General features: G+C 62.0%; 18 protein-coding genes. 11 read left to right on the forward strand and 7 right to left on the reverse strand.

All coding sequences use genetic code 11. From position 1 onward, the window contains the following. The first annotated feature begins 31 nt into the window (after window positions 1-31). Window positions 32-1171, forward strand: a complete 1140-nt coding sequence (locus tag ACZ9H4_RS05555) for a polysaccharide biosynthesis/export family protein (protein WP_476118429.1) — start codon at window positions 32-34, stop codon at window positions 1169-1171. A 51-nt stretch (window positions 1172-1222) separates the two neighbouring features. Next, window positions 1223-3457, forward strand: coding sequence for a polysaccharide biosynthesis tyrosine autokinase (locus ACZ9H4_RS05560; protein ID WP_476118431.1), 2235 nt, complete (start codon window positions 1223-1225; stop codon window positions 3455-3457). 514 nt (window positions 3458-3971) lie between these two features. Here the strand turns inward: ACZ9H4_RS05560 and ACZ9H4_RS05565 are convergent. The 3 genes from ACZ9H4_RS05565 to ACZ9H4_RS05575 all read right to left on the reverse strand — a co-directional run bounded on the left by ACZ9H4_RS05565 (window position 3972) and on the right by ACZ9H4_RS05575 (window position 6459). Continuing rightward, entirely contained in the window at window positions 3972-4112 is a 141-nt protein-coding gene (locus ACZ9H4_RS05565) for a hypothetical protein (protein WP_476118432.1), read from the reverse strand. A gap of 76 nt (window positions 4113-4188) precedes the next feature. Beyond that, window positions 4189-5691: a hypothetical protein gene (locus ACZ9H4_RS05570; RefSeq protein WP_476118433.1), complete on the reverse strand. Its 1503-nt coding sequence runs from the start codon at window positions 5689-5691 to the stop codon at window positions 4189-4191. 270 nt (window positions 5692-5961) lie between these two features. Further along, entirely contained in the window at window positions 5962-6459 is a 498-nt protein-coding gene (locus ACZ9H4_RS05575; RefSeq protein ID WP_476118434.1) for a hypothetical protein, read from the reverse strand. 7 nt (window positions 6460-6466) lie between these two features. Between ACZ9H4_RS05575 and ACZ9H4_RS05580 the strand changes: the two genes are divergently transcribed. Beyond that, entirely contained in the window at window positions 6467-7663 is a 1197-nt protein-coding gene (locus ACZ9H4_RS05580) for a hypothetical protein (protein ID WP_476118435.1), read from the forward strand. Window positions 7664-8029: 366 nt separating this feature from the next. Here ACZ9H4_RS05580 and ACZ9H4_RS05585 read toward each other — a convergent pair whose 3' ends face one another. Continuing rightward, complete coding sequence (locus tag ACZ9H4_RS05585) at window positions 8030-8632, reverse strand: hypothetical protein (RefSeq protein ID WP_408144329.1); 603 nt, start codon at window positions 8630-8632, stop codon at window positions 8030-8032. Between the two features lie 232 nt (window positions 8633-8864). Between ACZ9H4_RS05585 and ACZ9H4_RS05590 the strand changes: the two genes are divergently transcribed. Together ACZ9H4_RS05590 and ACZ9H4_RS05595 are read left to right on the forward strand one after the other, a co-directional pair. After that, entirely contained in the window at window positions 8865-9305 is a 441-nt protein-coding gene (locus tag ACZ9H4_RS05590; RefSeq protein ID WP_476118436.1) for a hypothetical protein, read from the forward strand. 242 nt (window positions 9306-9547) lie between these two features. Beyond that, a complete protein-coding gene (locus ACZ9H4_RS05595; protein ID WP_476118437.1) occupies window positions 9548-10303 on the forward strand; it encodes a class I SAM-dependent methyltransferase in 756 nt (251 codons plus the stop codon). A 190-nt stretch (window positions 10304-10493) separates the two neighbouring features. Here the strand turns inward: ACZ9H4_RS05595 and ACZ9H4_RS05600 are convergent, their stop codons facing one another. After that, on the reverse strand, window positions 10494-11219 hold the full coding sequence (locus tag ACZ9H4_RS05600) for a hypothetical protein (RefSeq protein WP_476118438.1): 726 nt from the start codon (window positions 11217-11219) through the stop codon (window positions 10494-10496). Window positions 11220-11704: 485 nt separating this feature from the next. Between ACZ9H4_RS05600 and ACZ9H4_RS05605 the strand changes: the two genes are divergently transcribed. Next, window positions 11705-14839: an acetoacetate--CoA ligase gene (locus tag ACZ9H4_RS05605; protein ID WP_476118439.1), complete on the forward strand. Its 3135-nt coding sequence runs from the start codon at window positions 11705-11707 to the stop codon at window positions 14837-14839. A 410-nt stretch (window positions 14840-15249) separates the two neighbouring features. On the opposite strand, the gene ACZ9H4_RS05610 is transcribed toward ACZ9H4_RS05605, so the two are convergent. Both ACZ9H4_RS05610 and ACZ9H4_RS05615 read right to left on the reverse strand, forming a co-directional pair. After that, entirely contained in the window at window positions 15250-15606 is a 357-nt protein-coding gene (locus ACZ9H4_RS05610; protein ID WP_408144339.1) for a ligand-binding protein SH3, read from the reverse strand. Window positions 15607-15693: 87 nt separating this feature from the next. Then, entirely contained in the window at window positions 15694-17115 is a 1422-nt protein-coding gene (locus tag ACZ9H4_RS05615) for a UbiA family prenyltransferase (RefSeq protein WP_408152956.1), read from the reverse strand. A gap of 257 nt (window positions 17116-17372) precedes the next feature. Here ACZ9H4_RS05615 and ACZ9H4_RS05620 point away from each other — a divergent pair, with 257 nt between their 5' ends. The 5 genes from ACZ9H4_RS05620 to ACZ9H4_RS05640 all read left to right on the forward strand — a co-directional run bounded on the left by ACZ9H4_RS05620 (window position 17373) and on the right by ACZ9H4_RS05640 (window position 24613). After that, complete coding sequence (locus ACZ9H4_RS05620) at window positions 17373-18554, forward strand: hypothetical protein (protein ID WP_408144343.1); 1182 nt, start codon at window positions 17373-17375, stop codon at window positions 18552-18554. 290 nt (window positions 18555-18844) lie between these two features. Continuing rightward, window positions 18845-20089, forward strand: coding sequence for a glycosyltransferase family 87 protein (locus tag ACZ9H4_RS05625; protein ID WP_408152955.1), 1245 nt, complete (start codon window positions 18845-18847; stop codon window positions 20087-20089). A gap of 668 nt (window positions 20090-20757) precedes the next feature. Next, complete coding sequence (locus tag ACZ9H4_RS05630) at window positions 20758-21843, forward strand: glycosyltransferase family 2 protein (protein ID WP_408144347.1); 1086 nt, start codon at window positions 20758-20760, stop codon at window positions 21841-21843. Between the two features lie 20 nt (window positions 21844-21863). Continuing rightward, on the forward strand, window positions 21864-23363 hold the full coding sequence (locus ACZ9H4_RS05635; protein ID WP_476118440.1) for a N,N-dimethylformamidase beta subunit family domain-containing protein: 1500 nt from the start codon (window positions 21864-21866) through the stop codon (window positions 23361-23363). After that, window positions 23360-24613 (forward strand): O-antigen ligase family protein, encoded by a 1254-nt coding sequence (locus tag ACZ9H4_RS05640; RefSeq protein WP_476118442.1) that lies wholly within the window; start codon window positions 23360-23362, stop codon window positions 24611-24613. The genes ACZ9H4_RS05635 and ACZ9H4_RS05640 overlap by 4 nt, the downstream gene beginning before the upstream one ends. Window positions 24614-24690 lie beyond the last annotated feature (77 nt).

The following is a 24690-nucleotide window of genomic DNA, read 5'->3' on the forward strand; positions in this document are numbered from 1 at the left end:
GAACGGTTGCCGCGCGCACGGAGGAAATATCATGAGCTCACTTGGTCTACGCACGGGAAGTCTCCTGGTTTTCGCTACGGCAACGCTGCTTTCCGGATGCGGGATCGCACCCGGTCAACGGATGGTCACGCCGGCTGCGATTCAGGACACAGGGGGTGAATTCAGCACGGAAGCGGCGCAGCAAAAGCAGATACCGATTACCGATATCAACCTGGCGCTGCTGCACAAGATAAATGCGGATCAAACGTCAGCGGCGCTGCCGTCGCAGACGCTTGGCCTGTTCGGCAAGCCGCCCGTCTACAGGGTCGGCCCCGGCGACGTGCTGCAGATCGTCGTGTGGGATCACCCGGAACTGGCCGCCGCGCTCGGACAGCCGAACCAGAGCACGCGCACTGCGGATGCGATTCCGGGCTTCCTGATCGACGAAAGCGGCGACATTCAGTTCCCGTACGCGGGCACCATGCATGTAACCGGCAAGGACGTCTCGACAATCCAGAGAGAGCTGCACTCCCGTCTGAGCAAGGTCTACCAGAAGCCCGAAGTGACGGTGCGCGTGGCGTCGTTCCGCAATTCGCAGGTTTATCTGGACGGTGAAGTGCGCACGCCTGGCGCGCAATCGCTCAACGACATTCCGATGTCGCTGACGATGGCGATCAACCAGGGCGGCGGCTTCAGCGCGAATGCCGACCGCAGCCGCGTCGAGCTGGTCCGCAACGGCGTCATCTATCCGATCAACGTCGACGACCTGATCAAGCGCGGCCACAATCCGTCGCAGATCTATCTGCAACCGGGCGACCTGGTCCGGGTGGCGGCGCGTGAAGACAGCGGCGTGTACGTGATGGGCGAAGTCAACAAGCCGGCCACCGTCCTGCCGTTGCGCAACGGTTCGCTGACACTGTCGCAAGCGATCTCGGATGGCGGCAGCTTCGATTCGAACACGGCCGCGGCGCAGCAGGTGTTCGTGATCCGCAATTCGACGAGCGATTCGCCGCAGATCTACCACCTCGATGCGACCTCGCCGGTTTCGATGGTGCTTGCCAATCAGTTCGAGCTTCAGCCGAAAGACATCGTGTACGTCGGCCAAGGCGGACTGGTTCGCTTCAATCGCGTGTTGAACCTGCTGCTGCCGGCCATCAATGCGGCTGTGACGGGCGTGGTGTTGACGAAATGACACGACGCGCGAGCTGAAACCTGAACCGCCGGGCTTTGCTGGGTGAAGAACATGGCAATCAACTTCGAAAACCGCTACACCGACGTGTCCGGATCGGACGAGCTTCGCCTGTCGGACTATCTCCGCACGATCTTGCGCGGTTGGCGCACCATTCTCACGGTGACGCTGATCGCGCTCGCGCTGGGGTGCGCGTACGCGTTTCTCGCGCCACCCACGTATCGTGCGGACGTGCTGTTTCACGTCGAGGACAGGTCGGCCAATGCCAACGCGAACGGCAGGAGTTCCTCGCCGCCGCTCCCCGGCATGTTCGACGGGAGGCCATCGACGGCGGCGCAGATCGAGTTGCTGAAGTCGCGGCAGGTCACGGAGGAGGCCGTCAGAAGTCTGCACCTCGATATCACGGCGACGCCGCGCTATCTGCCGGTCATCGGCCGGATGATCGCGGGGCTGGTGAACGGCCAATGGGGTTTCAGGCTGCCGTCGTTCATCAATCTGTCGGGCTTCGCGTGGGGCGGCGAGAGCATTGCGGTGTCGCGCTTCGATACGTCGAAGGAGATGTACGACACGACCTTCACGCTGATCGCGGGCGCCGACGGCACCTACATGCTGCGCGACCGCAACGGTATTGCGATCCTGTCGGGGCGGGTCGGCGAGACCATCGAAACCGATACCGCCGACGGTCCGATCGCGCTGCACGTCGACAAGCTGGTCGGCGCGCCCGGCTCGCGATTCGAATTGTCGCGCGCGTCGACGCTGAGCACGGTGAACCGTTTGCAGAAAGCGGTGGTGGTGCAGGAGGCCACGCAGCAGTCCGGCGTGATCCGCACGAGTCTCGAAGGCGGCGACGCCGCATTGACCGCGGCGATCGTGAACAACATGGCGCGCGAGTTCCTGCGTCAGGACCTCGAGAGCCGTTCGAGCGAAAGCGATCACATGCTGGCGTACCTCGAGCAGCAACTGTCAGGCGCGCGCAAGGCACTCGAGGAAGCCGAGCAACGCTACAACAAGTTCCGTAATGCGCACGGCACGGTCGACCTGGGCGAGGAAAGCCGCCTGCTGCTGCAGCAGATCGTCGACAACAAGAGCAGGCTGCTCGATCTGCAACAGCAACGCGCGGAGATGTCGCAGCGCTTCACGGCGAGTCATCCGATGGTAGCCGCACTCGACGCGCAGATCGCCGCGTTGCAGGGCGCGCAGGTGAACATGAACCGCAGCGTTGCGGTGATGCCCGACACCGAACAGACCGCAATGCAACTGTTGCGCGACGTGCGCGTCAATACGGAGCTCTATACGAATCTGTTGAACAGCGCGCAGCAACTGCGCATGGCGAAGGCGGGGCAGACGGGCAGCGTACGTGTGGTGGATTTCGCCGAAACGCCCGACGAACCGGTGCGCCCGAAGCGCATGCAGGCGATTCTGATCGCACTCGGCGGCGGCCTCGCGCCCGGCATTCTGCTGACCTTCATCAAACGCGCGATGTACGGCGGCGTCGAGCGTCCGGATGAACTCGAAGCGATGCTCGGCGTGCCCGTGTTCGCGGTCGTGCCGCGCAGCCAGACGCAGCTGCGGCTGCAGGAGAAAGTGAGTCTGCGCCGTCGCGGGCTGCACGTACTCGCGCAGCAGGCGCCCGAAGACATGGCGGTCGAAGGCGTGCGCAATCTGCGCACCTCGTTGCAGCTCTCGCTCGATTACGCAGAGAACAACGTCGTGATGATTACCGGCTCGCGGCCCGATGCGGGTAAGTCGTTCCTGTCGGTGAATCTGTCGGCGCTGGTGGCATCGGCGAAAAAGCGCGTGCTGATCATCGACGGCGACATGCGGCGCGGCGAAGTCCATTCGCACTTCGGCATCGCGCATCAGCCTGGGCTGTCCGACGTGTTGAGCGGCGGCGATCTGCGCGCGATGATCCAGCGCGACGTGCTGCCCGGTCTCGACGTGCTCGCCAAGGGCTCGCTGCCGTCGCACCCGGCCGAACTGCTGATGAGCAAACGCTTCGAAACGATGCTCGAGGAACTGAAGCCGTACTACGACCTCGTGATCGTCGACACCCCGCCGGTGCTCGCGGTCACGGATCCGACGCTGATCGGCAGATACGCGGGCACGACGCTGCTGGTGGTACGTCACGGCCGCCATCCGGCCAACGAGATCGCCGAGGCGGCCAAGCGCTTGCGCAACAGCGGCGTCGCGATGCGCGGCGTGCTGCTGACCGACGTGCCGCAGGAAGGCGCGTTCCTGGGGTCGGGTTATCAAGGCGGCTATTACGGTTACGACAGTGTCGCCGGTTGAGGGCGCGACCTGCTTCGGCAGGCCGCTCGATCGCGCTACCGCTTCGGCATAAACAAGGGTGTCGCGTGACGCTGCACGTGGTGAAGCGAGGTGTATCGCGGCAACCCCGGAATACAAACAGTCGCGCCGGCAGCGAAGGAAGGTCGACATGCCTCTTCACTCACCTCAAGCGGCGCCGGGTCGAGTGCCGGCACCGTCCGTCGTGCCGAACGGCACGATCCGTTCATTGGCGCGATACAGCCAGAACGATTGACGCACGCGTGCGTTCTTCCCCGGTCGTGAAGATGACCGTGCGCGCATCGTGCGGCACGTCGTATTCGGCCCACGGCCAGTACAGCTACTTCTTCAGATGCCTGGGCGGATAGGCTTGCTTGAACCAAGGGTCGAGCATGCCGTGCACGTTCACGTAGTACGGCACGTCGCCCATGTGTAGCGCTTTCCATGCGGCTAAGCCGTGGCATTGCCACAGCCTACGGACGGTGAGCGCGTCGAAGCGCTTCGCGCTGGCGGCGATTTACGCCGCGAGCCGTCCACAATAACCGTAGCGGCCGGGGGTCGGGTCGCAGGCGCGAACCGGAAACGGCAAGGCCGGGACGCAGCCGTCGCCGGGCGCGTCGCAGCGCGCGACTTCGATCTCGTGTTCCGCTTCGCGCATGGCTCCGCCGCTGCGACGCACGCCTTCGACGGGACCGCCTTCGCGCGGATCGACGCTGGGAAGCGGGTGGGGAAGTTCATTCGCCGATGCGCGACCGGTTGGCGCGTGGCGCGCGCGAGCCGTGCGGCACGAGTGCGCCGAACTGGCCTTCGTTGGGCGCGCCGCCGGCCGCGCGCGATGTACCGAGTGCCGATGCGAGATCGGCGCGGCCCATGCCGGGGTGGATGCGGCCCGGCAAGTCGGGCATCGCGACCGGACCTCGCTGCGGCGGCCCTGGCGCGCGGGTCGTGCGCATGGTGCTCGCCGGCAGCGCGCGTGGCAGGCGCGCGTACGTGGCGATCATCAGCCCGAGCGCGACGCCGAAGATCAGACCCGAGAAGTGCGGCCCGAGCGGATTGCCGCCGATGGTAGTGGCCGGCAGCGCGGCGAACAGCATGATCGCGCGCCCGAGCACGGGCAGCAGCGGCGCGTTGGGCAGCACTGTGCGCCAGTAGCGGTATGAGAAGACACAGATCGCAAGGGCGGCCAGCATCGCCAGCGGCATGGCGATACCGAACACCAGCCCGCCCGCGAAGAACTGATAGACCCAGAAGTTGTGACCCGCGGCCCATTCGTTGATCGCGTAGAAGTCCTGCTCGCTGAACTGGTCCGCGAGGTACGGCAGATAGACGGGCGAGTAGCGATAGTAGTGCCCGTAGCCCTTGCCGAACAGCAGCGTGTCCGCCGAGGCGGTGACCTGGTCGTACTGATCGCGCATTTCGGCGGCTCGCGTGATCGTAGCCGGGTCCGTGCCGGAGACGCTCTCCTGGGACGCGAAGATCCCCAGGGTCCACGGCTCCGTCACGGTCGGAAAACTCCAGACCACGAGCGCCGCCATGCCGGCCAGCACCGCGCCCGCCACGAGGCTGCGGGCGAGCGCGCGCCACGCGTGGCGGATGGTCGGCGCGCGCAGCGCCATCGCGAGCAGGAACAGCAGCACCGTGCCGACCAGCACGCTGCGCGTCTCGCTCAGCCATTCGACGACGATGGTGGCCGCGAACACCGCGATGTCAAAGACCGAGAAGCGCCGTGCCACGACGAATTCGTGCAGCAGCACGCCTTGCAAGCCGAGCAGCGTCACGGAGATGATCCGATTGCGCACGTCGTCGAGACCGCCGCCCGTCGCCATGCCGTAGAAGAACGTGAACACGAGGCTGATCAGGTTGGCGACGAACAGCGCCCTTTCGAATTGCGCGAGCCGGTAGTCGCTCCACGGCCGGCACGCGACGAGATAGCCGAGCAGGAACAGCACGAAGGGCAGCAGGGTGCGCAGATAGTTGCCGGTGTCGTTGTCCTGAACCAGCTGGGCGACGATGCTGCCGAATACGCACAGCAGCATGCTGAATGTGATGGCCGAACGCAGCCGGGAACGCTCGTGAAAGCGGGGGGCGATAAGCAGCAGCGCGACGCCCGCAGCCGCCGCGGGCAGGACGAGGCCGAATTGCGCGAAGTGGCCCGTGCTCGCGTCGGTTGGCTTATAGTCCAGCGCAAGCGGTAACAGAAAAAGCCATATCCATGGCGTTGCATACTGATGGCGCATCGCTGATCCTCCCCCTCGCGGTCATGACGCCGTCGGTCCATAGCAGGCGGTCTCGTACGGGCTCATTGTGCGGGAATCTCCCCGATTGTCAGTTACCCCGACCGCATTCGTCGCTGATTGCCCCAGTTCTGGCGAGGGGCAACGGCGGGCCACTGCAAGACCCGCGCAAATTCGAGCTTGTTGTCGGTCGAGGCATTGAAGTGGGCGCGCACGCCAATGTGCCGCCGCTGGCGGTGATGCCGCTGTCGAGGGCAATGTGATCGATGACCCTCAATGATGCGTGATCAAGTCGCGCGGCGGGGGCGGCGGTTCGGGCGGCGCTTCGGCGGGCGGTGGGATCTGGAGCCCGGATCGCTGCGTCGCCAGCGTCAGGAGACGCCGCGCCTCCTTGCTACTCGAATCGATTTCCAGCGCATTACCGGCGTTGTGCGACGCGCACGTCCAATGCCCCACGTATCCGCAGCCTCGCGCCAGGCTGAGGAACGCGTCGCGCTGCTCTTCGCGGGTCCTCACGGCAGAGCGCATGCGCTGCGCGTCGCGGCTGCCTGGCTGTGCCGCGACGGCCGCGGCGAGGCGTGTCTTCGTCGCCGACAGATTGTTCGCCTGCAGACTGGCCCGCGCGGCTTTCAGATTCCGCGACGCGTCCGCGCGTAATTTGTCCGCCGGGCTGATCGGCTGATTGCCGGGGCTATGTTGGGCATCTGACGCTGATGCGACGGTGGCCCTCGCGTTGGACACGGGCGTAACGGTAGACCTGGCGTCGGGCAATGACGCAATGGCTCGCTTCGTATCGGATGCCGACGCGATGATGGGCTTTGTATCGGGCACTGAGGCGACGGTGCGTCTCGCATTGGCCGCAGGCGCAATGGCGGCCTTCGCGTCGGGTACTGATGCGACGGTGCGCGTCGTATCGGATGCCGACGCAATGGTGGGCTTCGTATTGGGCATCGATGCAACGGCGCGCTTCGTATCGGACGCAGGCGCGACGGTGGACTTCGCGTTGGGCACTGATGCAATGGTGCGCTTCGCATCGGATGCCGACGCAATGGTGGGCTTCGTATCGGGCATCGATGCAACGGTGCGCTTCGTATCGGACGCAGGCGCAACGGTAGGCTTCGTATCGGGCACTGATGCAACGGTGCGCTTCGTATCGGATGCCGACGCAATGGTGGACTTGGCATTGAGCGCCGATGCGACGGCGAGCCTCGTATCGGACGCAGGCGCGACGGTGGACTTCGCGTCGGGCACTGATGCAACGGTGCGCTTCGCATCGGATGCCGACGCAATGGTGGGCTTCGTATCGGGCACTGATGCAACGGTGCGCTTCGTATCGGACGCAGGCGCAACGGTAGGCTTCGTATCGGGCACTGATGCGACGGTGCGTTTCGTATCGGATGCCGACGCAATGCTGGCCGTCGCATTGGGCGCCAATGCGACGGCCAGCCTTGTATCGGACGCAGGCACGACGGTGGACTTCGCGTCGGGCACTGATGCAATGGTGCGCTTCGCATCGGATGCCGACGCAATGGTGGGCTTCGTATCGGGCATCGATGCAACGGTGCGCTTCGTATCGGGCGCAGGCGCAACGGAGGGCTTCGTATCGGGCACTGATACAACGGGGCGCTTCGTATCAAACGCCGACGCAACGGCGGGCTTCATATCAGGCACTGCCACGACTGCCCGGCGCGGCTCCAATGGCGGCGCAGCGACCGCTGGCGCGACCGGCATGGCCCGCGCAGACGCGGCGTGCTGCGCACCGATACTCCCCGGCGGCTGCGCGAGCGCCACGCCAGCCTTGCCGGACTTGCCGCCAACAGCGCCGGATGGCTTGCCGTTCTGCGCCAGCACCTTGCCGGATGTCTCGATCGGCGCGCCGACGCGCGTCTCATCGCCATGGATGAAGCCGAGGTACACCGCGGCTGTCGCCACCATCACCGAGACCACAGCCGCGGCCGGTCGGCGCAACCGCTGATAGACGCTGGTCGGCCCAACGGGTTCTTCGATCGCATCGTAGCGCTTGACCATTGCGCGCGACGACGGGCTCCAGATCCTGCGGACCGGCACGCTGGGAACGAGCGCCGGCTGACGCTGATTCAGCGCAACGGGCAGACCCGGCGCTCGCGCGGAGCGTGCGCCCAACGTATCGGCGGGGTGCGCGCGGCACGAAGGACAAGGCAATAAGCGGCCGGCCAGCGGCGCACCGCAGTGGTTACATCGTTGGGAGTCCTGCTGATCGAAGATCGTGTCGCTAAGCATGGTCAGGTCGCTCACGGGCGTCGAATGCCGATGCCGCCATCAAAAGAACGGGGCACGGGGCAAGGAGGTTGGCAAGCGGGACTTACTGTGCGACGACGTAACCTCGCGCCTGCATGCACGCGCCATACGCGGCCCAATACTGGGTCATGGGCGGCTCGGGTGCGGGTAGTGGCGGCAGCTTGACGCTCGATGCCGCGTTCGCCTGCTCCGACGAACCAGCTTCAGCCCCGGATGCGCCCATATCCGCCGTCGTCGTCGCCGATGCCGGCGTGGCGGCCGTCGTAGCGGTAGTGGGGGTGCCCGCCACGGGCGCACTCGCCGGGTGCGGCGCCGAAGCGCCCGCGGCTGTCGCTGCCGTCGCCACCGGCTCGCTTGCGCCGGGCGCGGTCGCGGCGGCCGGCATGCTCGCGCTCATCGGCGCGGCCGAGAAAGTGCTGGGCGGCAGGGGCGGACGCGACGGTACACCGGTCGACGTGGCTTTGCTGGCAGGTTGAGGGCGCGGCGGAATCTGTGGTTCGCGCTTGATGTCGACCTTGGTCCTGTTGGCCTGCGCAAAGCACAGTGCGGTGTCGATGCTGCGGCGGTAAGGGCTTTGACTTTGGACAGGATAGGTGAGCGGCTGCCATGCGAGGGCCGCGTTGCTAACCACCATGAGCGTCAGTACGGTATATGTTTTAAATTCCATCGCAGTGGCTCCCGCAGCGATGTTTCGCCTTTTTCATTGGCTAATGCGCTTCGCGACGTGACTGTTGGCTGCTGATTCTGCCGCTGAACGGCGGCTCACTGTCGCGAAGGCTGCTTTCTGAAGCGTAACACCGCGTATTGTCGAAGCAATGATCCGGATAGCGGGCGAAAACGCCATCCTGCTGTCCAATTAAGCCACATTGGATGCGAGAAGGCGGAAAACGGCGAAAAACATGGGGAAATCCCTGGGTGCTGTGGCCGTCCGTCAGGAGGCAATGATGAAGAACATCAAGTACCACTATGGAAGACGGGTCGCGATGGCCTGCGTTCTGTTGCTCTCGACGGCTCTGCCCGTATCGGCTATGGCCAGCGAAGATGCCACGACCGCGAAGGTGGAAACGGCGGGTGAGCGTGTCCACTTCGCGCAGGAGTTCTGTCAGGTGTCGCCCGAGCGTGTCGGCGCATACAAGCAGCGGCTCAGAAAGACGCTGCCTGAAACCAGCGACTTCGATCGGCACTGGCAAGTGGGCTGGCGTCGCGCGGACAAGGACAATACCCAGATGAGCGCGCTGCGCGATCGCGATCCCGCAGAATTCGAGGCGCGGATCAAAGTGAATTGCGAACGGCTAAAGTGGCTGGCCGGCAATTCGCTGCGGACGCCAGCGCGAAAGTGAGGCTGGTAGATGCCTCTCCGGTTGGGTTGTCGGTAGCGTTTCTATCGCAAACATCGCGCGGGACGGCTCGCCGTCCACCGTGCCTTTTCCGGCATCATCCGCGAAGACCCGCAAGCTGCCAGGGTGCGCACGGCAAAAACCTTGATGGAAGACGTTTCCGATGCAACTGTGCGATAGCGAATATTCAGGAAACATGCCGCAATGATCGTATGGGACCTTGCGCCTCTTGCGAGGGAACAGCGATGTCCACTGATAAGCATTGGGAAAAATGGGGGAAATCATCGCCGTACTACGGCGTTGTAAGATTGCCTGAGTTCAGGGAGACCGGATTGTCGGCCGATGCAAGACAACATTTCTTCCAGAGCGGGGAGTTGTATGTTTCCGGCATGTTCAATGTGATTCATCGGCATCTGAATCCGGCCTTTCGGGCCGATCGGGCCACGGATTTCGGATGTGGCGTGGGCCGTTTGATCATGCCGTTATCGAGGCGGGCAAGAAGTGCGGTTGGCATCGACGTTTCGCCATCCATGCTGGAAGAAGCGGCGAGAAACGTCACTCAGGAAGGCATCGGGAATATCGAATTCGTTCGATCCGATGATGGGTTGACGAATCTCCATGGAATGTTCGATTTGATCAATTCCTATATCGTCTTCCAGCATATTCCGGTCGAACGCGGAATGAAACTCGCCGAAGCCCTGCTGAGCCACCTTTCGCCAAACGGGATTGCCGTTCTGCACTTTACTTATGATTGCAATGCGACCCGGTTCGCCCCTACCATCAACTGGACTCGCGACCATTTCGCCCCCGCGCACTGGATGGCCAATCTTGCTCGTGGAAGACCGGTGTTTGAACCGACGATGCAGATGAATGCGTACAACGTGAATCGACTTCTCACGCTATTCCGGCACTGCGGCATTGAAAAATTGCACGCGGAGTTCACCGATCACGGTGCGCATGGCATTCAGTTTTTCTTGTTGAAGGCAGGGGCCGCTGAATGACACCTGGGGTGGTGACGGGCGAGGTGGCCCTCAATAAGCCGGTTTGGCCGGTCAGTTTTCCTCAATAAAAGATCCGGCAGTCACCTGAAACGGAAGTCACGGGATTTCTCTTTAAACGCTTCCGAATCGGCCGCTGCTGGAAGCGCCTCACCGACAGTTCCAGAGTGCTTTCTGTCGCTGGCCGTCCTTCCTAGTGCCGTGCGCGACGCAGCATCTCACTGAGACCCAGCGAATGACCAGGGTCGTAGTAATGGATCAGCAGTGTGCGGCGCTGTCCGGCCTCGACATCGAGGTTCGCATGCTGGAGCGCAAAGCCATTGAATGCGTAGACGCTGCCGACGTGCACCGGCACGCGATCGCAATTTCCTCGGCGCAGATCGTGCCACGTCAGCCATTTCCGCCAGCTGAGCGGCAGGCCTCGCTGGATGCCGTGGCGAATCTTGCATATCACATTGCCCGGCGTGGAGACCGAAAGACGAGGGCGGCGGTACATCAACAGATCGCCGTTGGAGTCACCCTCCGGCGCCAGTCGTAGTGGGATCAGCAACGTCAGGAGATGCGAGTCGTAATGGCGGCAATGACTTTCCGCCAGCGTCGCCGCGCTCGAGCAGCGAATCACGTGAAAAGGTTGCAGCGGGAATTCCGTCTGTCCCGCCTTAGCCGCCATCGCGCGCGTATTCGCACAAATTGTCTCTTCGAGTTGCCGGAATGCTTCGCTACGGCGAATCAGCTCGGCCGCCCTCACGCTTAGTTGAGCACGTTGTGCCAAGCTGCCAAAGGAGCGATCAATGACTTCGTTGATTTCCGCAATTGCATCGATAGGAATCACATTGTTAAAAGACTTCAGCGCGACGCCTTCTTCTATTCGAATCCGCTTCGCGGGTGTATGACCTCGTGCGTCTGACATGGATTGCATAGGACGGAATCTCGCTGGTATTGAATCTTGTTATATCGAATAGGTCGCCTCGTAATGAAAATATTCGTTGGCCGAATTTTGCTATGTACGTTGGCCAACACAAATTGATGAACCGTATAGAACACGGAGTTCTAGTCGAGGGTAACGAAGCAGCGAATCGACCTCCGACGCACTCAGAACGTTTGCTGGAAGAACAGGACAAAGGGCTTTCGCCGAACATCGTCGGCCGCCTGAAAGGTGCAATGGCTGAGGAGCTTTTGCTATGGAGTCGGCGCCACCTATTAGTCGATAAACGATCGCAGACATTGGTTCGTTAAAGCACATTCCAGCGCCGGGCGCGCGCGTACATTCTTTCCAATTCTTTCTAAAGCGCCGCAGAGCATGCCGGACCGGATCGGCAAAGTGCCTCGCGAATCATTAAAGCAGGGTACATATGCGTCCGCTTTGTCGGCGGAGTATCTATTCCCTCCTGAGAGCTCTAAAACATGACGTCCTCCAATTGCTGCGACCCCATTGCCCGGGTCGCTAACAGCACCCGCACGCCCGTGTATGTACCGGCATCACAACGGATTGCCGCATCGCAAATGAGCGCGTTTGCTGCAGCGCTCCAGGTGCGCACGGGTTTGCCTCTGTCCGATTACACGCGACTGCACGAATTTTCGGTACGGGAATACCGGAGCTTCTGGCGTTGCTTTCTCAAGTGGTGTACCGATATCGAAACTGCGGGCGAAGTCGAGCCGGTTTGCGTCGGCGAAGACATCGAGCGCGCGAGATTTTTTCCGCGCCTCGAACTCAGCTATGCAGATAGCCTGCTCGGTTCGGCCATTGCCGGCGCCGATGCTCCTGCATTGTCCGAGTGTCATGTAGACGCGCCGCGCGTGCGCCTGACGCGCGGCGAACTGCGCGAGCGAGTGGCTAGTCTCGCTTGCACGCTCGAACGTCTCGGGTTGCGCAGCGGTGATCGTGTGGCCATGGTCATGCGCAACGACGCGCAGGCCGTCATCTGTACGCTGGCCGTCGCCGCGCTCGGCGCGACGGTGGCGAGCGCGTCACCGGAGATGGGGGCCGATGCGCTGCTCGATCGCTTCGTCCCGCTTGCGCCACGGCTGCTGTTCGCACACACGGCCACGCGTGCGTTCGACAGGGGCACGCCGCTCGCGGAGAACATTGCTGGTCTCGCGTCGGCGATGCCGTCGCTCGAAGGCATTGTCAGCCTCGATGACGGACCGTTGCCCGACAGCGTCACGCTGCCGGTTCACGCGCTTCGCGCCCTGATTGCACAATCCGATCCGGCAGACTTCGTCTGGCGGCGCTTTCCGTTCAATCATCCGCTGTTCATCATGTTTTCGTCGGGTACGACCGGCAAGCCGAAATGTATCGTGCATGGTGCCGGCGGCACGCTCCTCGAACACCTGAAGGAGCATCGGCTGCATACCGACTTGCGCCCCGGCGACAAGCTCTACTTTCAGACCAGCTGCGCGTGGATGATGTGGAACTGGCAGCTCTCGGCGCTTGCATCGGGAGTCGAGATCGTCACGTACGACGGCCCGCTTGCGACGGTCGATACTTTGTGGCGTATTGCGGCCGATGAACGGGTGAACGTGTTTGGCACGAGCCCCGCCTATCTGAAGATGTGTGAGCAGGCGAATCTCGAGCCTGCACGGCAATTCGACCTTTCAGCGCTGCGCGCGATGCTGTCGACAGGCGCGGTCCTGTTCGACTCGCAGTATGACTGGGTAAGGGAGCACGTCGGACCGTTGCCGCTGCAGTCGATTTCGGGCGGCACCGATATCATCGGCTGCTTCGTACTTGGCAATCCAAACTTGCCGGTCTATGCGGGCGAAGCGCAATGCAAGAGTCTGGGGCTCGATGTTCAGGCGTGGAGTGACGGCCGACCGGCGGTGGGCATTGGCCATCTCGTCTGCACGAATCCATTTCCTTCACGACCGGTTGGGTTTTTTGGCGATACGGACGGTACACGTTTTCATGCGTCGTATTTTGCGGCTAACCCCGGCGCCTGGACGCACGGCGACCTCATCGAATTTTCGCCGCGAGGATCGGCGCGCATGCACGGCCGCTCTGATGGCGTGCTGAACGTCGGCGGTGTGAACGTCGGCCCCGCGGAAATCTACCGCATTTTGAACGATATTCCCGGTATTCGTGACGCGATGGTCGTCGATCGGAATGCGGCCGGTTCGTTGTCCCATGCAGGCCGCCATGGGGCGAATTCGACCTTGACCGCAGGTTCGCGCGAACGAGGCATCGTTCTGCTGCTGGTATTGCAAGCCGGTGTCGAGCTTTCCGCCGCATTGCTGTCGCGTGTGCGCGCCGATCTCGTTCGCCGTGCGTCGCCTGCGCATGTGCCGGGATTGGTCCTCGCGGTCGAAGCACTGCCGACCACCCATAGCGGCAAGCCGTCGGAAGCCGCGGCGCGCGACGCCATCAACGGAGTGCCGGCCAGAAACGCCGGGGCGTTGCGCAATCCCGAGTGTCTTGACGCCATCCGCTGGCAAGCGTCGCAGAACCTTGAAAAAGGCTCGCTGCCGTTGCCCGGCAATACGCGCGAGCAGATGGAGTCGTACCTGCGGGCATTGTGGGAACGCATGTTCGGTTTCGGACCGATAAGCAGCGACGACAACTTCTTCGACCTGGGCGGCGATTCGCTTCTCGCCGCGGAGATGGCGAGCCATATACACGAAGCGACCGGGCAGACGATCTCGCTGACGAACCTGATGACCGCACCGACCATCGCGCAGATCGCCGATATCCTCGAGGCCGGCCCTGTGAGCGCGCCGTCGAGCGCATTGGTGCTGATGCGCGCGGGCAACGGGACGCCGCTTTTTCTTGCCCACAGTGTCACCGGCTCGGTAATGGAATGCCGGGCGTTGATTGGCGCGCTGCGAAGCGGAAGGCCGGTGTACGGACTCAACGCACATGGCCTGGAGGGCGAGAAAGCGCCGCAACAGCATGTCATCGACATGGCGCGCGACTACGTGGCGCAGATACGCCAGTTGCAGCCGCACGGGCCGTATGCGCTGGCTGGCTACTCTTTTGGCGGCCTGATCGCTCTTGAGATCGCCCAGCAACTGCATCGCGCCCGCGAGCGCGTCGAGATGCTGTGCCTCGTCGACACCTATGTCAATGAGCGGTATCTGCCGTGGGATGCCTGGATGCGTTACGAAGGCCGCTACGTCGTCGAGCAATGGCGGACGTTCCGCGACATGTTGTCGGCGCAACGTACCCGATACGTGTCCGCCAAGCTGGCGGCGGCGGTTGACCGGGCGCGGCTGCGCCTGGGGCGCACGGCGCGCAGGCTCGAACCCGATGCTGTCGGGTTGCCTCCTGTGCTGCTGCGCGTACGCCAGGCCATGCAGGTTGCGATGGCTACGTACCGGCCGAAGCGATATCGCGCCGGCCCGATCCTGTATGTTCGCGCGTCGACCCGAATAGAGGGCCGCGGGAATCCATTGCCGTTGTGGCAGCGGGTTGCGTGCCGCGGATTGAAGGTCATCGACGTAGCGGGAGGCCACAGCGATATGGTCTTCAGACCGAACGCGGATGTAGTTGCCGCGGCACTCGATGCGGCGTTGTCGGGCAATCGGGCCGCGATCGATTCCTAGTACCGCTTATGAACCTGGATGAGGTATGCCCGGCGACTTGCTGGGCTGCCTCGCCGGTATGGATCCGCTCGGCAAACGCCAGCTTCACGCCGCGCCCGCTCAACACCCGCCCATTGCGCGAGCCAGTTGCTCGACCTGCGCGCGATCCTGCGCATTGGCCGGTGTCACCTGTCACCTCCAAGGCGGGCAACTGCTCCAAGGTATCCACGGCCAGATGCACTTCGAGCCCTCGCGACGCTTCGCGCGATTGGGCAACATGCGCCTTTGGGGCACCACTGCGGGGCCAGCCAGCGCAACACATTCAAGCCCTTCAAGCAGGTCGTGCAGGCGTCGCTCGCGGTCTTCTCGTGCAAGAGGGCGCGCCACCCGGCTTCACGCACGGCATGTGGAGATACATGCCCAACGCCGCGTCACGAATAGATCATATAGATGCCGGCCGCAAGTAGCGCCGCGCCGGCCGCAGCCTTGACTGTCACCGCTTCGCCGGCGAACAGGCCATAGCCGAACAATTCGATGATCGTGATGCCGACCATCAGCGGGTACGCGACGCTCAGCTCTACACGACGCAATGCGACCGCGTACAGCACGAAACCTGCGCCATAGGCGCCGATCGCGCCCGCGCGCATCAGCATCGGCCCGCTGGTCAGCGTGCCCAGAGACAGCAGGCCGCCGGAAGTCTGTACTGTGTTCATGGTTGCCGCAATGCGCAGCAGGACACTGGCAACCGCACTGAGCGTGCCGGCTGCAAAAAGAAGAAAGATCGCCATTCGTCGCTATTCGTTGTTATCGAGTGGGCGCGGTGCGCCGGTGGGCGTCGAGCCGGTCATTGCGTTGCGCCAGACCGGCTCGGATCGCTATGCTGCCAGAACAATACTGGCAACGCACGCCGTCAGCACGCACAGACTCACTTTGTCCTTCAACGCGAACACGATCGGATCGTCATGCATTTTTCCGCGGAATGCGGTGATCCATACCCGGCTGACCCAGAACAGCATCAGCCCGAACAATGCCCAGAGGCCTTCCTGGTGGCGGTACATCAGTTGTACTTCGGGCGAATTCAGGTACAGCGCCAGCACCAGTGCCGCCGTGTAGCCGGCCGCGATGCCGAATGACTGCAGGATCGCCAGATCTTGTGTGATGTAGCCACGTCCGGCCGCGGCGGACTTGCCTTCCTTCAGGATCACGTTCAGTTCGGCGTAGCGCTTGACCATCGCAAGGCTCAGGAAGATCGACACCGAGAACAGGATCAGCCAGTACGACAGCGGAATCTGCCCCGCCGCGCCGCCGGCGACGATTCGCGCGGTGTAGAGCGTCGCGAGCGAGAACACATCGACGAGCATCAGCCGCTTCAGTATGAACGAATAGGCCAGCGTCAGCGCGAAATACAGGCCTAGCACCAGCACGAACTTCGCGGGCAGAAACGTCGTGAGTATCGCGGTGAGCGTCAGCAATACGGCGGTCAGCGCGACGCCGAACGACAGCGGCAGCTTGCCGGAGGCAAACGGCCGGTTGCGCTTGCGAATATGGCGACGGTCCGCGTCGAGGTCGAGCATGTCGTTGACCAGATACACGGACGACGCGCACAGGCTGAACGCGAAGAACGCGATGGTCGCGTTGAGAACTGCGGTCGCATTGGTGAACTGGTGCGCCGCAAGCAGCGGCAGAAACACCAGCGTGTTCTTGCACCACTGGTAGACGCGCGTCGCCTGCAGCACGACGCGCAGCGGCGGCCGCACCTCATCGAACAGAATGATCTGCTGGTTGACCTTGCGGGCCGCTGCTGCAATCTTCTGGTTGCCGACCACGATCGCGGCATGCGCGCGCTTCCAGACCGGCACGTCGGTCATGTCGTTACCGCAGTAGTCGAAGCCTTGTTCGCCGAAGCGGCCCGCAAGTGCGCTGGCCTTATTGTTGCCGCGCAGGTTCAACTCGCCATTGCTGGCCATGACGCCGCTGAAAATGCCAAAGTGAGCAGCGATCTGCTCTGCGAACTGTTCGTTGGACGCGGTGCACAGGTACAGCTCGCGCCCGCTCTGCTGCTCGGTCCGAAGGTAGGCGACCAGACGGTCGTTGTACGGAAGGATCCCGACATCGATCGTCACACGTTTCGCGATCTGGTCCTTCAGGTAACCTTTGCCGCGCAGCAGCCAAACCACGCACATGAAGATGTACAGCGGGTTCTTCTTGAGCAATACCAGGAGCGATTCGGCCAACAGATCGGTTCGCGCAAGCGTGCCATCAAGATCGACGCACAATGGAAGAGCGTGAGACGACATGGCGACACCTATTGGCAAAGAAAGCGATTGATCGGCGCAAAACATGGGCATGCGGCCGTACGCAGGCCACAGTGCCGATCCTAAGGCGCGGTAGTTGAGGCATCTGTTCGGCATCGCACATGGCGGAGCAGCGCCGCCGCAGACAGCAAATCGCCCTGGAGTGCGCTATCGCACAGACGTGAGGTGCCGCGCCATTACGATGGCGGGATCAGTGCTGGATTCGGCTGATAAATCCAGCCATGTGATCAGGAGTTCCAATGTCGAATCGAGTCGCGTTGCCCCGTCCCACCGCATGGATCCTCCTTGTCTTCATCTATTACCTCGCCGCGGCAGCATCGTTCAGTGGTTTCTTCATCAAGTGGCATTTCTCCGAGACCGAGAAGTACTCGCTTCCGCAGATGCTGGAGGGCACGTCCACACGACCGTTCGTTTATCGGCAATTGCTGCCGATGACCGCCAACGCAATCGACAGCGTCATTCCGCAACACGCCAAAACGACGTTCCTGAATAAGCTGGCCGAGGAGCCGCCGGTCTCGAACCCGATCCAGCGCTATTTTCCGGGCGCCACCGACGCGGCCAATCCGCAGTACGCACTGCGCTATTTCCTCGTCTATGCAATGTGTTTTTTGTCGATGTTCGCGGCGATGTTCGCGATTCGCGCCGCCTGCATCGAGGTCATTGGCGACAGGGTCGCCGCGACGCTCACACCGCTTGCGATTGCCGCAGTCTTTCCGTTGATCCTGACTGAAGGCGGCTACTACTACGACATGCCCGAGCTGATGTTCATGGCGCTCGGAATCTGGCTTGCAGTCAAGCGCAGGATCATTCCGCTCGCCGTCGTCACCGCGATCGCCACGCTGAACAAGGAGTCGTACCTGCTGTTCGTGCTGACGCTCGTCCCGTTCATCGCGCTGCGTCACCCGCGCAAGCAGACAATCATGCTGACGGGAGGCCTCCTTGCACTCGCGGCGGTGGTCAACCTGTTGATCAAGTCCCGGTATGCGGGCAACGCTGGTGGCGCGATGGAGTACCAGCTCATGTCGCACATTCAGTATCTGGCTAATCCGCGCAATTACTTCCGGATGGAGATGAATTACGGAATTCTGACCACGAAGGGGTTCAACGTCGTTCATCTGCTGCTGGTCGCGCTATTGCTGAGGGCCAGCTGGCGCGGCTTGCCGGCGGTCGTGCGTACGCACGCGTGGATTGCGCTGGTGATCACCGTGCCGCTATTTATCGCCTTCTGCTATCGGGACGAATTGCGCAATCTGAGCCTGCTGACGATGACGCTCGCGTTTGTGACCTGCACGACCATTTCGGCCGCGCTGCAGCAGGCGGCCGCGCGCGCTCAGCGGCAGACTGCACCGCTGCCGGCGGCACAGCCGCGCGTGGCTGCCTCCCGTGAGCCGGTTGCCGCACACGAGGTCGCCCCGCGCTGACGGAACCTGCTCCGGCTGATCGCGCGTTGCGTTCCGGCTCGGCTGACGTGTGATAGGTGAGATAACACACACTTCGATGAAATCTGCCATTTCATCCTGACGCATCTTTCGTCATGCTCGACCTGCCGTCAATTTTTCTCCAAAAAACATCTTGAATCATTCGAGAGGGTCGAGCCATGTCTTCCCACGCTGCCCTGAACGTAACCGACCCTGAGACAGCGGGCGGTTCTATAGCGAGCCGATCGCGACGGCATCTCTTTGGGCTGTGCCTGGTTGTATTCGTCACATCGATGGTCGAGGACATCGCGAATCGGCTCCTCGCGCACCTGGGGATCATCGGCAAGCACCCGTCAGGCCTGAATTACGCATTGACCTGGGTGCGCTCCTTAAGGACCCCGGGAGACGTCGACGACTCCTGGGGTCCCATGCGCGCCGCGCTCGGCTGGTTTCAGCAGCATGCCGACGGCCGTCTCTACGAGCACATATTCTTCGTGGAGCGGGTCAAGTTCCAATACCCGCCGAGCAGCCTGTTGCCCCTTCATACGCTGTCACAATGGGGGATCGCTCCGTCCAACGCGCTCCTGAACTGGATCAACTTCTGGATGGTCCTGGCCAACGTTCTGGCCGCGGGCGCGCTGGCATTCACGCTGGCGCGGCGCTCGCCGGGACATGCGCCACGGCGCTGGCAGTTTGCAGTCGTCAGTGCAGTCGGCGCGCTGCTATTTTGCCCGTTGCTCAAGGCGTTCGATTTGGGTCAGTTACAGGTCTGGATCAACGCGTTGTTCGCACTGTCCGCCCTGGCGTGGCTTCTGGGCCGCAAGGAACTGGCGGGCGTTCTGATTGGTTTGATATGTCTGCTCAAGCCGCAGTTCGTCATGTTCATGGTGTGGGGCTTGCTCAGGCGTGAGTGGCGCTTCCTTGCGGGCTGGGGCGCGGTCGCGGCGGTGGGGGCTGTCGCATCGCTTGCGGTCTTCGGCATACAGAACCATCTCGACTACCTGGCGGTGCTGCGTGCGCTGTCGCGCACCGGTGAAGCGTTCATTGAAAACCAGTCGGTCAATGGCCTGCTGAACAGACTGCTTGGCACCGACGCGACTCCGGCCGTATGGAAGATCCACGAATTTCCATCGTTCAATCCGGTCGTCTACACCGGCACGCTCGTCACCTCGGTCTTGATCGTCGGCGCAGCGCTGCTCGTTCCGCTGCGCGGTAAGGAGTCCTCCGGCCTGCTCGACTTCCTCGGTGCGGCGCTGTCGTTTACGATGGCCTCGCCGATCGCCTGGGATCATCACTACGGAATCTTGCCGGTCATCTACATTGCGATGATGTTCGTGTTGCTCAGCCGCAGTGCGTCACCCGCCAGAACTTTGGGACTGGTGGTGCTATTGATGTCGTACATCTTCACCGGGCACGGACTGGGCGGCTCCTGCACGCTATGGGGCGCGCTTGCGTTGCTCGGCCTCATTTACTGGGCGAATCGGGCTCCGCGCGGTGTGGCGGGAGTTCGCAGCGGCCAGCGCGAGCTGGCTACGTAAGCGTCGCCTCAAAGCCCAGCGCACAGAACTCGCCGCAGAGCCCCCACCAACGCGGCACGGCGCATGGTCCAGTCACGGTGAGCGCGACATGACTGGACGAGCGCGCTTATCTGCCGGTCAGCCAGATCGGCCAGCGCTGCCCGACCGGTTTTCGCACCACGGTCACATGTTGGTGCAAACAGCTCACAAGCAATCGGCCGCATTTCTCGTTTCGCCAGACAGATCAGCCGGCGCAGAAGACGGGACGCTATTTTGCGTGCCGCCCTCATGGGGCTGGGCATGGCGCCGGAATGGGGGCAATTGTCTGGGGTTTGCCGGGACGTCAGGGCGCGCTCACGGTCGAGCATGTGTGCCTCCACTGTGGGCTTCCGAACGGACGATATCGTTCGCCGCAGCGGAATATGGGGGCGTACAACGAGGGGCGTGCCGAAAAAAATCACATGGTCGCCGTCAAACGACTCGAAATCGATTTGAAGGTCGGTGCGGCTCACAAAGCGAACAAAGCGTCACGCGAGCGATTCGCGCGGTCCGCTGGGGTCATTCCAGAGACACGGTTCGTGATGGCTGCTGGAGCTTGTGGCAGGACGCGCCGGGGTGATATCCGCCTCATTGCCTTCGTAAAGGGCGGGGCGATTTCGAATAATCGATATTGAAGGGTAACCCGTCCTATGAAACCAGTGGATGAAGGTAGTGGCGAGACAATTTTATCCGTGATAATTCCGGCGTTTAACGTCGAGCATTATATCGGCCTCGCAATCAAATCAGCGCTCGCTCAACCACGCTCCGACGAGTTCGAGATCATCGTGATCGACGACGGATCGACAGACGGCACGCTGGCTCAGATCCTCAAAATCAAGGAAAGCGCGCCTGAGCACCGCATTACCGTGATTCATCAGGAAAATCAGGGCGTTTGCGCAGCTCGCAATGCCGCGATGAAGTACGCGAAATCCCGTTACATCGCCTTTCTCGATTCCGATGATGAATGGGCGGCGAACTTCTCGGACATGATCATGCCGTTGCTCGATGCCGACACGGCGGACATCATTGAATTCAACGTGGGTATGGCGGATCCGAGCGGTCGCATCGTCGACGAGCTCCTGATCGTGAACGACGCAACGGTCGGCCTGCGTACGAACAATACCGCGAGGCTGCTGGAATTCGCACGCATTTGCCAGATGCATTGCTGCCCGCGAATTTTTCGCCGCGACCTGTGGGATGGCGTAGATTTTCCAGCCGGCCGCGTCTACGAAGAATGCTCTGCAATGCCGATTGTCTATAAGCGCGCTCGCACGTTGTACGGCATTCCTGATCGGCTTTACTACTATCGTCGACGTCCAGGGAGTATTACGCAGGTCACGACACTCAAGTCAGTCGAAAGTGTCGCTCAGTTCTCGGCCGAGGCCCTCGATAAGAGCGGAACTGGACAGGATGCCGCCTATTGGCTTCTGCTGTTTCATAAATTTTTCGCCATCCAGTGTTTTCTGACGTCCCGGGTCGACTCGTCCGTCTTTCCTGCAGCGATGAAACTCGTCGAGGCGACGGCTGAAGAGTATCGGGACTTCGCCGTACAGCATAAAGAGCCGTTGCCCGCGCTGCGTTTTCGCACACAGATATTGGTCAATCGTCGCGTGTTCAAGGTGAAGCGACTGATCAAGCGAGCGCTCGGCATGGAACTGCGGACACCCGTGGTCGCACCACGCCGCATCGACGCGCCTGGTGCAAACGGCCATCGCTGGGCCGGCAATCATAAGTGACTTTTCGGGGCGCGCGAGGCATGCAACTCTATCCACTACAAACATCTTTCACCGCAGGCGAGTCCTTCGACCTCGCGGTGCAGCCGCGCAGCAGATTCTCGATAGCGATCTATCAGCAACAGGACGCGGAGTCGATGATCTGCGTGGGCGGGGTGGTCGCGACGGGTACGCGGGACGTAACGGCAAAGCTGATCAACGGCAAGTACGTATTCGAATCGACGCGCGAGCGCATGCCGGTTCGATTCGACACGGACTGGAACTGGCCGACGATCACGGTGAAGCCGGATATCGAGAGGCTGGAAAGCGGAGCCTATGCAGCGATTGCATACGAAGTCGGCCCGAGCGGCGAACCGCTTACGGATCTGGGTCGTCGCTGTGTTGCGCGTCAGCCCATCTTCGCAACGCCGCCAGACAGCGACAGCATGGCGCTCATTATCGTGCGGCCACGTTCACCGGCCGCGCCGATCGCGTACGTGGTGCCGATCGCCACGTACCACGCTTACAACTCGATGGGCGGCGGCTGCTTTTACGGTGATCCGGTTCACCGCACGCATCCGCAGACGAAAGTCACGCTTCTCCGGCCGGGTGGCGGGCTCGGCGCTCAACTTGGCTATCCTGACGATGCCTATGACCGGCGCTCGCCGCGCCAGCATTTCACGCATTGGGACGCGAAGTTCATCCGCTGGCTGCGCGCGCACGATTTCGCCTGTGATTTCTATACCGACGTGGACCTGCATCGCGCCACCGACCTGGATCTGACTCGATATCGCTGCATGCTGAGCGTCGGACACCATGAATACTGGAGTCAGCCAATGCGCGACCATGTCGCGCGTTTCATTGCCGGCGGCGGGAATCTGGCCGTGTTCAGCGGCAATACCTGCTACCGGCCGGTCGATTTCGGGGCGGATGCGGATGTGAACAATATCAAGGTCATGAACCGGCTTGCCGAGTCCTGGCCGGATTACAGCGAGAGCAATCTCCTTGGCTTGAGCTATGGCTATGGCGGCGCGAAATACGGTGTCTGGAGCCGCCTCAGACGCAAATGGGTCAAACCCGAACGCGAGCCAATCGGCTATACGGTGCGGCTCGCGGACCATTGGGTATTTGCCGGGACGCACGTCAAGGACGCGCAGACGTTCGGCGCGGAAGATCGTCTGGTCGGCTACGAGGCCGACGGCGTGCCGCCCACACCAAACGGATTCGTGATGCTGGCTGATTCGACGAAGCTCGTGGGCTGGGACGTAGGCGGCGCCGCCGCCATGGGCGTGTTCAAACCCGATCTGGGTGATGGGGCGAATTCGGGGCAGGTGTTCAATTGCGGCACCACCGATTGGCCGCGCGTCCTGATGGATGAGAACGCCAGCAGCCACGCCATCGTCGCGCGGATTACGCTCAATGTGATGCGAAATTTCCTGGGCCTCGCTGCGCAGGATGCTTCACTGGAAAACACAGCGCTTGGCGAACCGGTTGCCTGCGAGCGCAACGAACATGCAGCGCCGATTGGTGCGGGGAACTCATGATGGGCCCGCTCTGGATATTGACTTTCTTCCTCGGTGTGATGAGCGATGTCATGTCGGGGGCGATTCGCTACTACACGTCGCTGGCGGGCGCGCCGCAAGCCATCTATCTGCCCAAGGTGATGATGGCCGTATGCATGTTGCTCATCGTACTGAGACGTCCCAAGGTCAGTCACCTGCTCGTATCGATGTTCTTCGCGATGCAAGTATGCGTGTCGCTTTTCAACGGCGTCAGTCTCAACGCGGCGATTTTCTGGGCGTGGATGATGCTGCCGATGTTGTTCACCATGCTGGCGCCGCCGGAAGCGCTGGCGATTCTCGAGAAGCCGGGCGCGCGGATTACGGTCGTCATCATCGCCATCGTGTGTATGGCCGGCGTGCTGGTGAACTATTTCGGCTATTTCAAGCCGTTGCCCTGGATCGGGGCGAACACGATGGTGGACGGCACGGCGGTGCACGTCGCGAATTCCAACTACGTCGGCGAGGCGCCGCGTTTGCCGGGTTTTGGGCGCGACAGCGCCGCAACGGGGCTCATGATCGGCCTGCTGGCCACCTGGCTGCTGCCCAGATTCCGCTCGCTCAGTCTCGTGTCGATGATGCTCGCGGTAGCGGGACTCTCAATCTGGGCAACGACCAACAAGACGTCGCTGGTTGCGCTTGTGATCGTCCTCGGAGTAGATCGTTTCTGCAAGCTGGATACGATCCGCAAAAGCGTTATCTGGGCTGGGGCGGCGGCGCTCCTCGTACCGCTCGCTGCGTTCGCGATCTCGGCGGCGATCAATGACTCGATGTTTGACGGTGGCGCGCTCAGCTCGTTCCAGGATCGATTCGAGCGTACATGGCCGTTCCTCTTGCAGGGCATGCTTCGCGAGAACCTGATCTGGTTGGGGATTGGTCCCGGCGGGTTTGGCGCGGCGACCGATTACTACCGCAACAACTTCGGTTTCAACATCGGTTATGCAGACAATATCGCGCTGTACACGATCGCGAACTTTGGCGTAATTGGCCTGGCTATCTTCGTCACTCTGTTATCTAGAATACTGTTCTCCAGTGCGTCCAGAGATAGAGTTGCATGGACGATGATGATGTTTCTACTCATCAGCGGCATCACCACGGATATCTTTGAATCGCTTGGTTGCCTGCTGTTCTTCGGCCTCGCCGCGAAGACTCTTTGGCTGGGTGTGGGCGTACAGCGCTTCCATATGCGTCCCGGTTTTGTGCTGTCCGTCAGGCATCGAAGATCGACGTTTTGATGATCCGGACACGAAAAAAAAATGAACTGACATTGACGGGGTGCAGTTAGCCGACGATGCCGGTCAGGGGGTTAGAT

Source organism: Paraburkholderia sp. TE9906, from assembly GCF_056279605.1.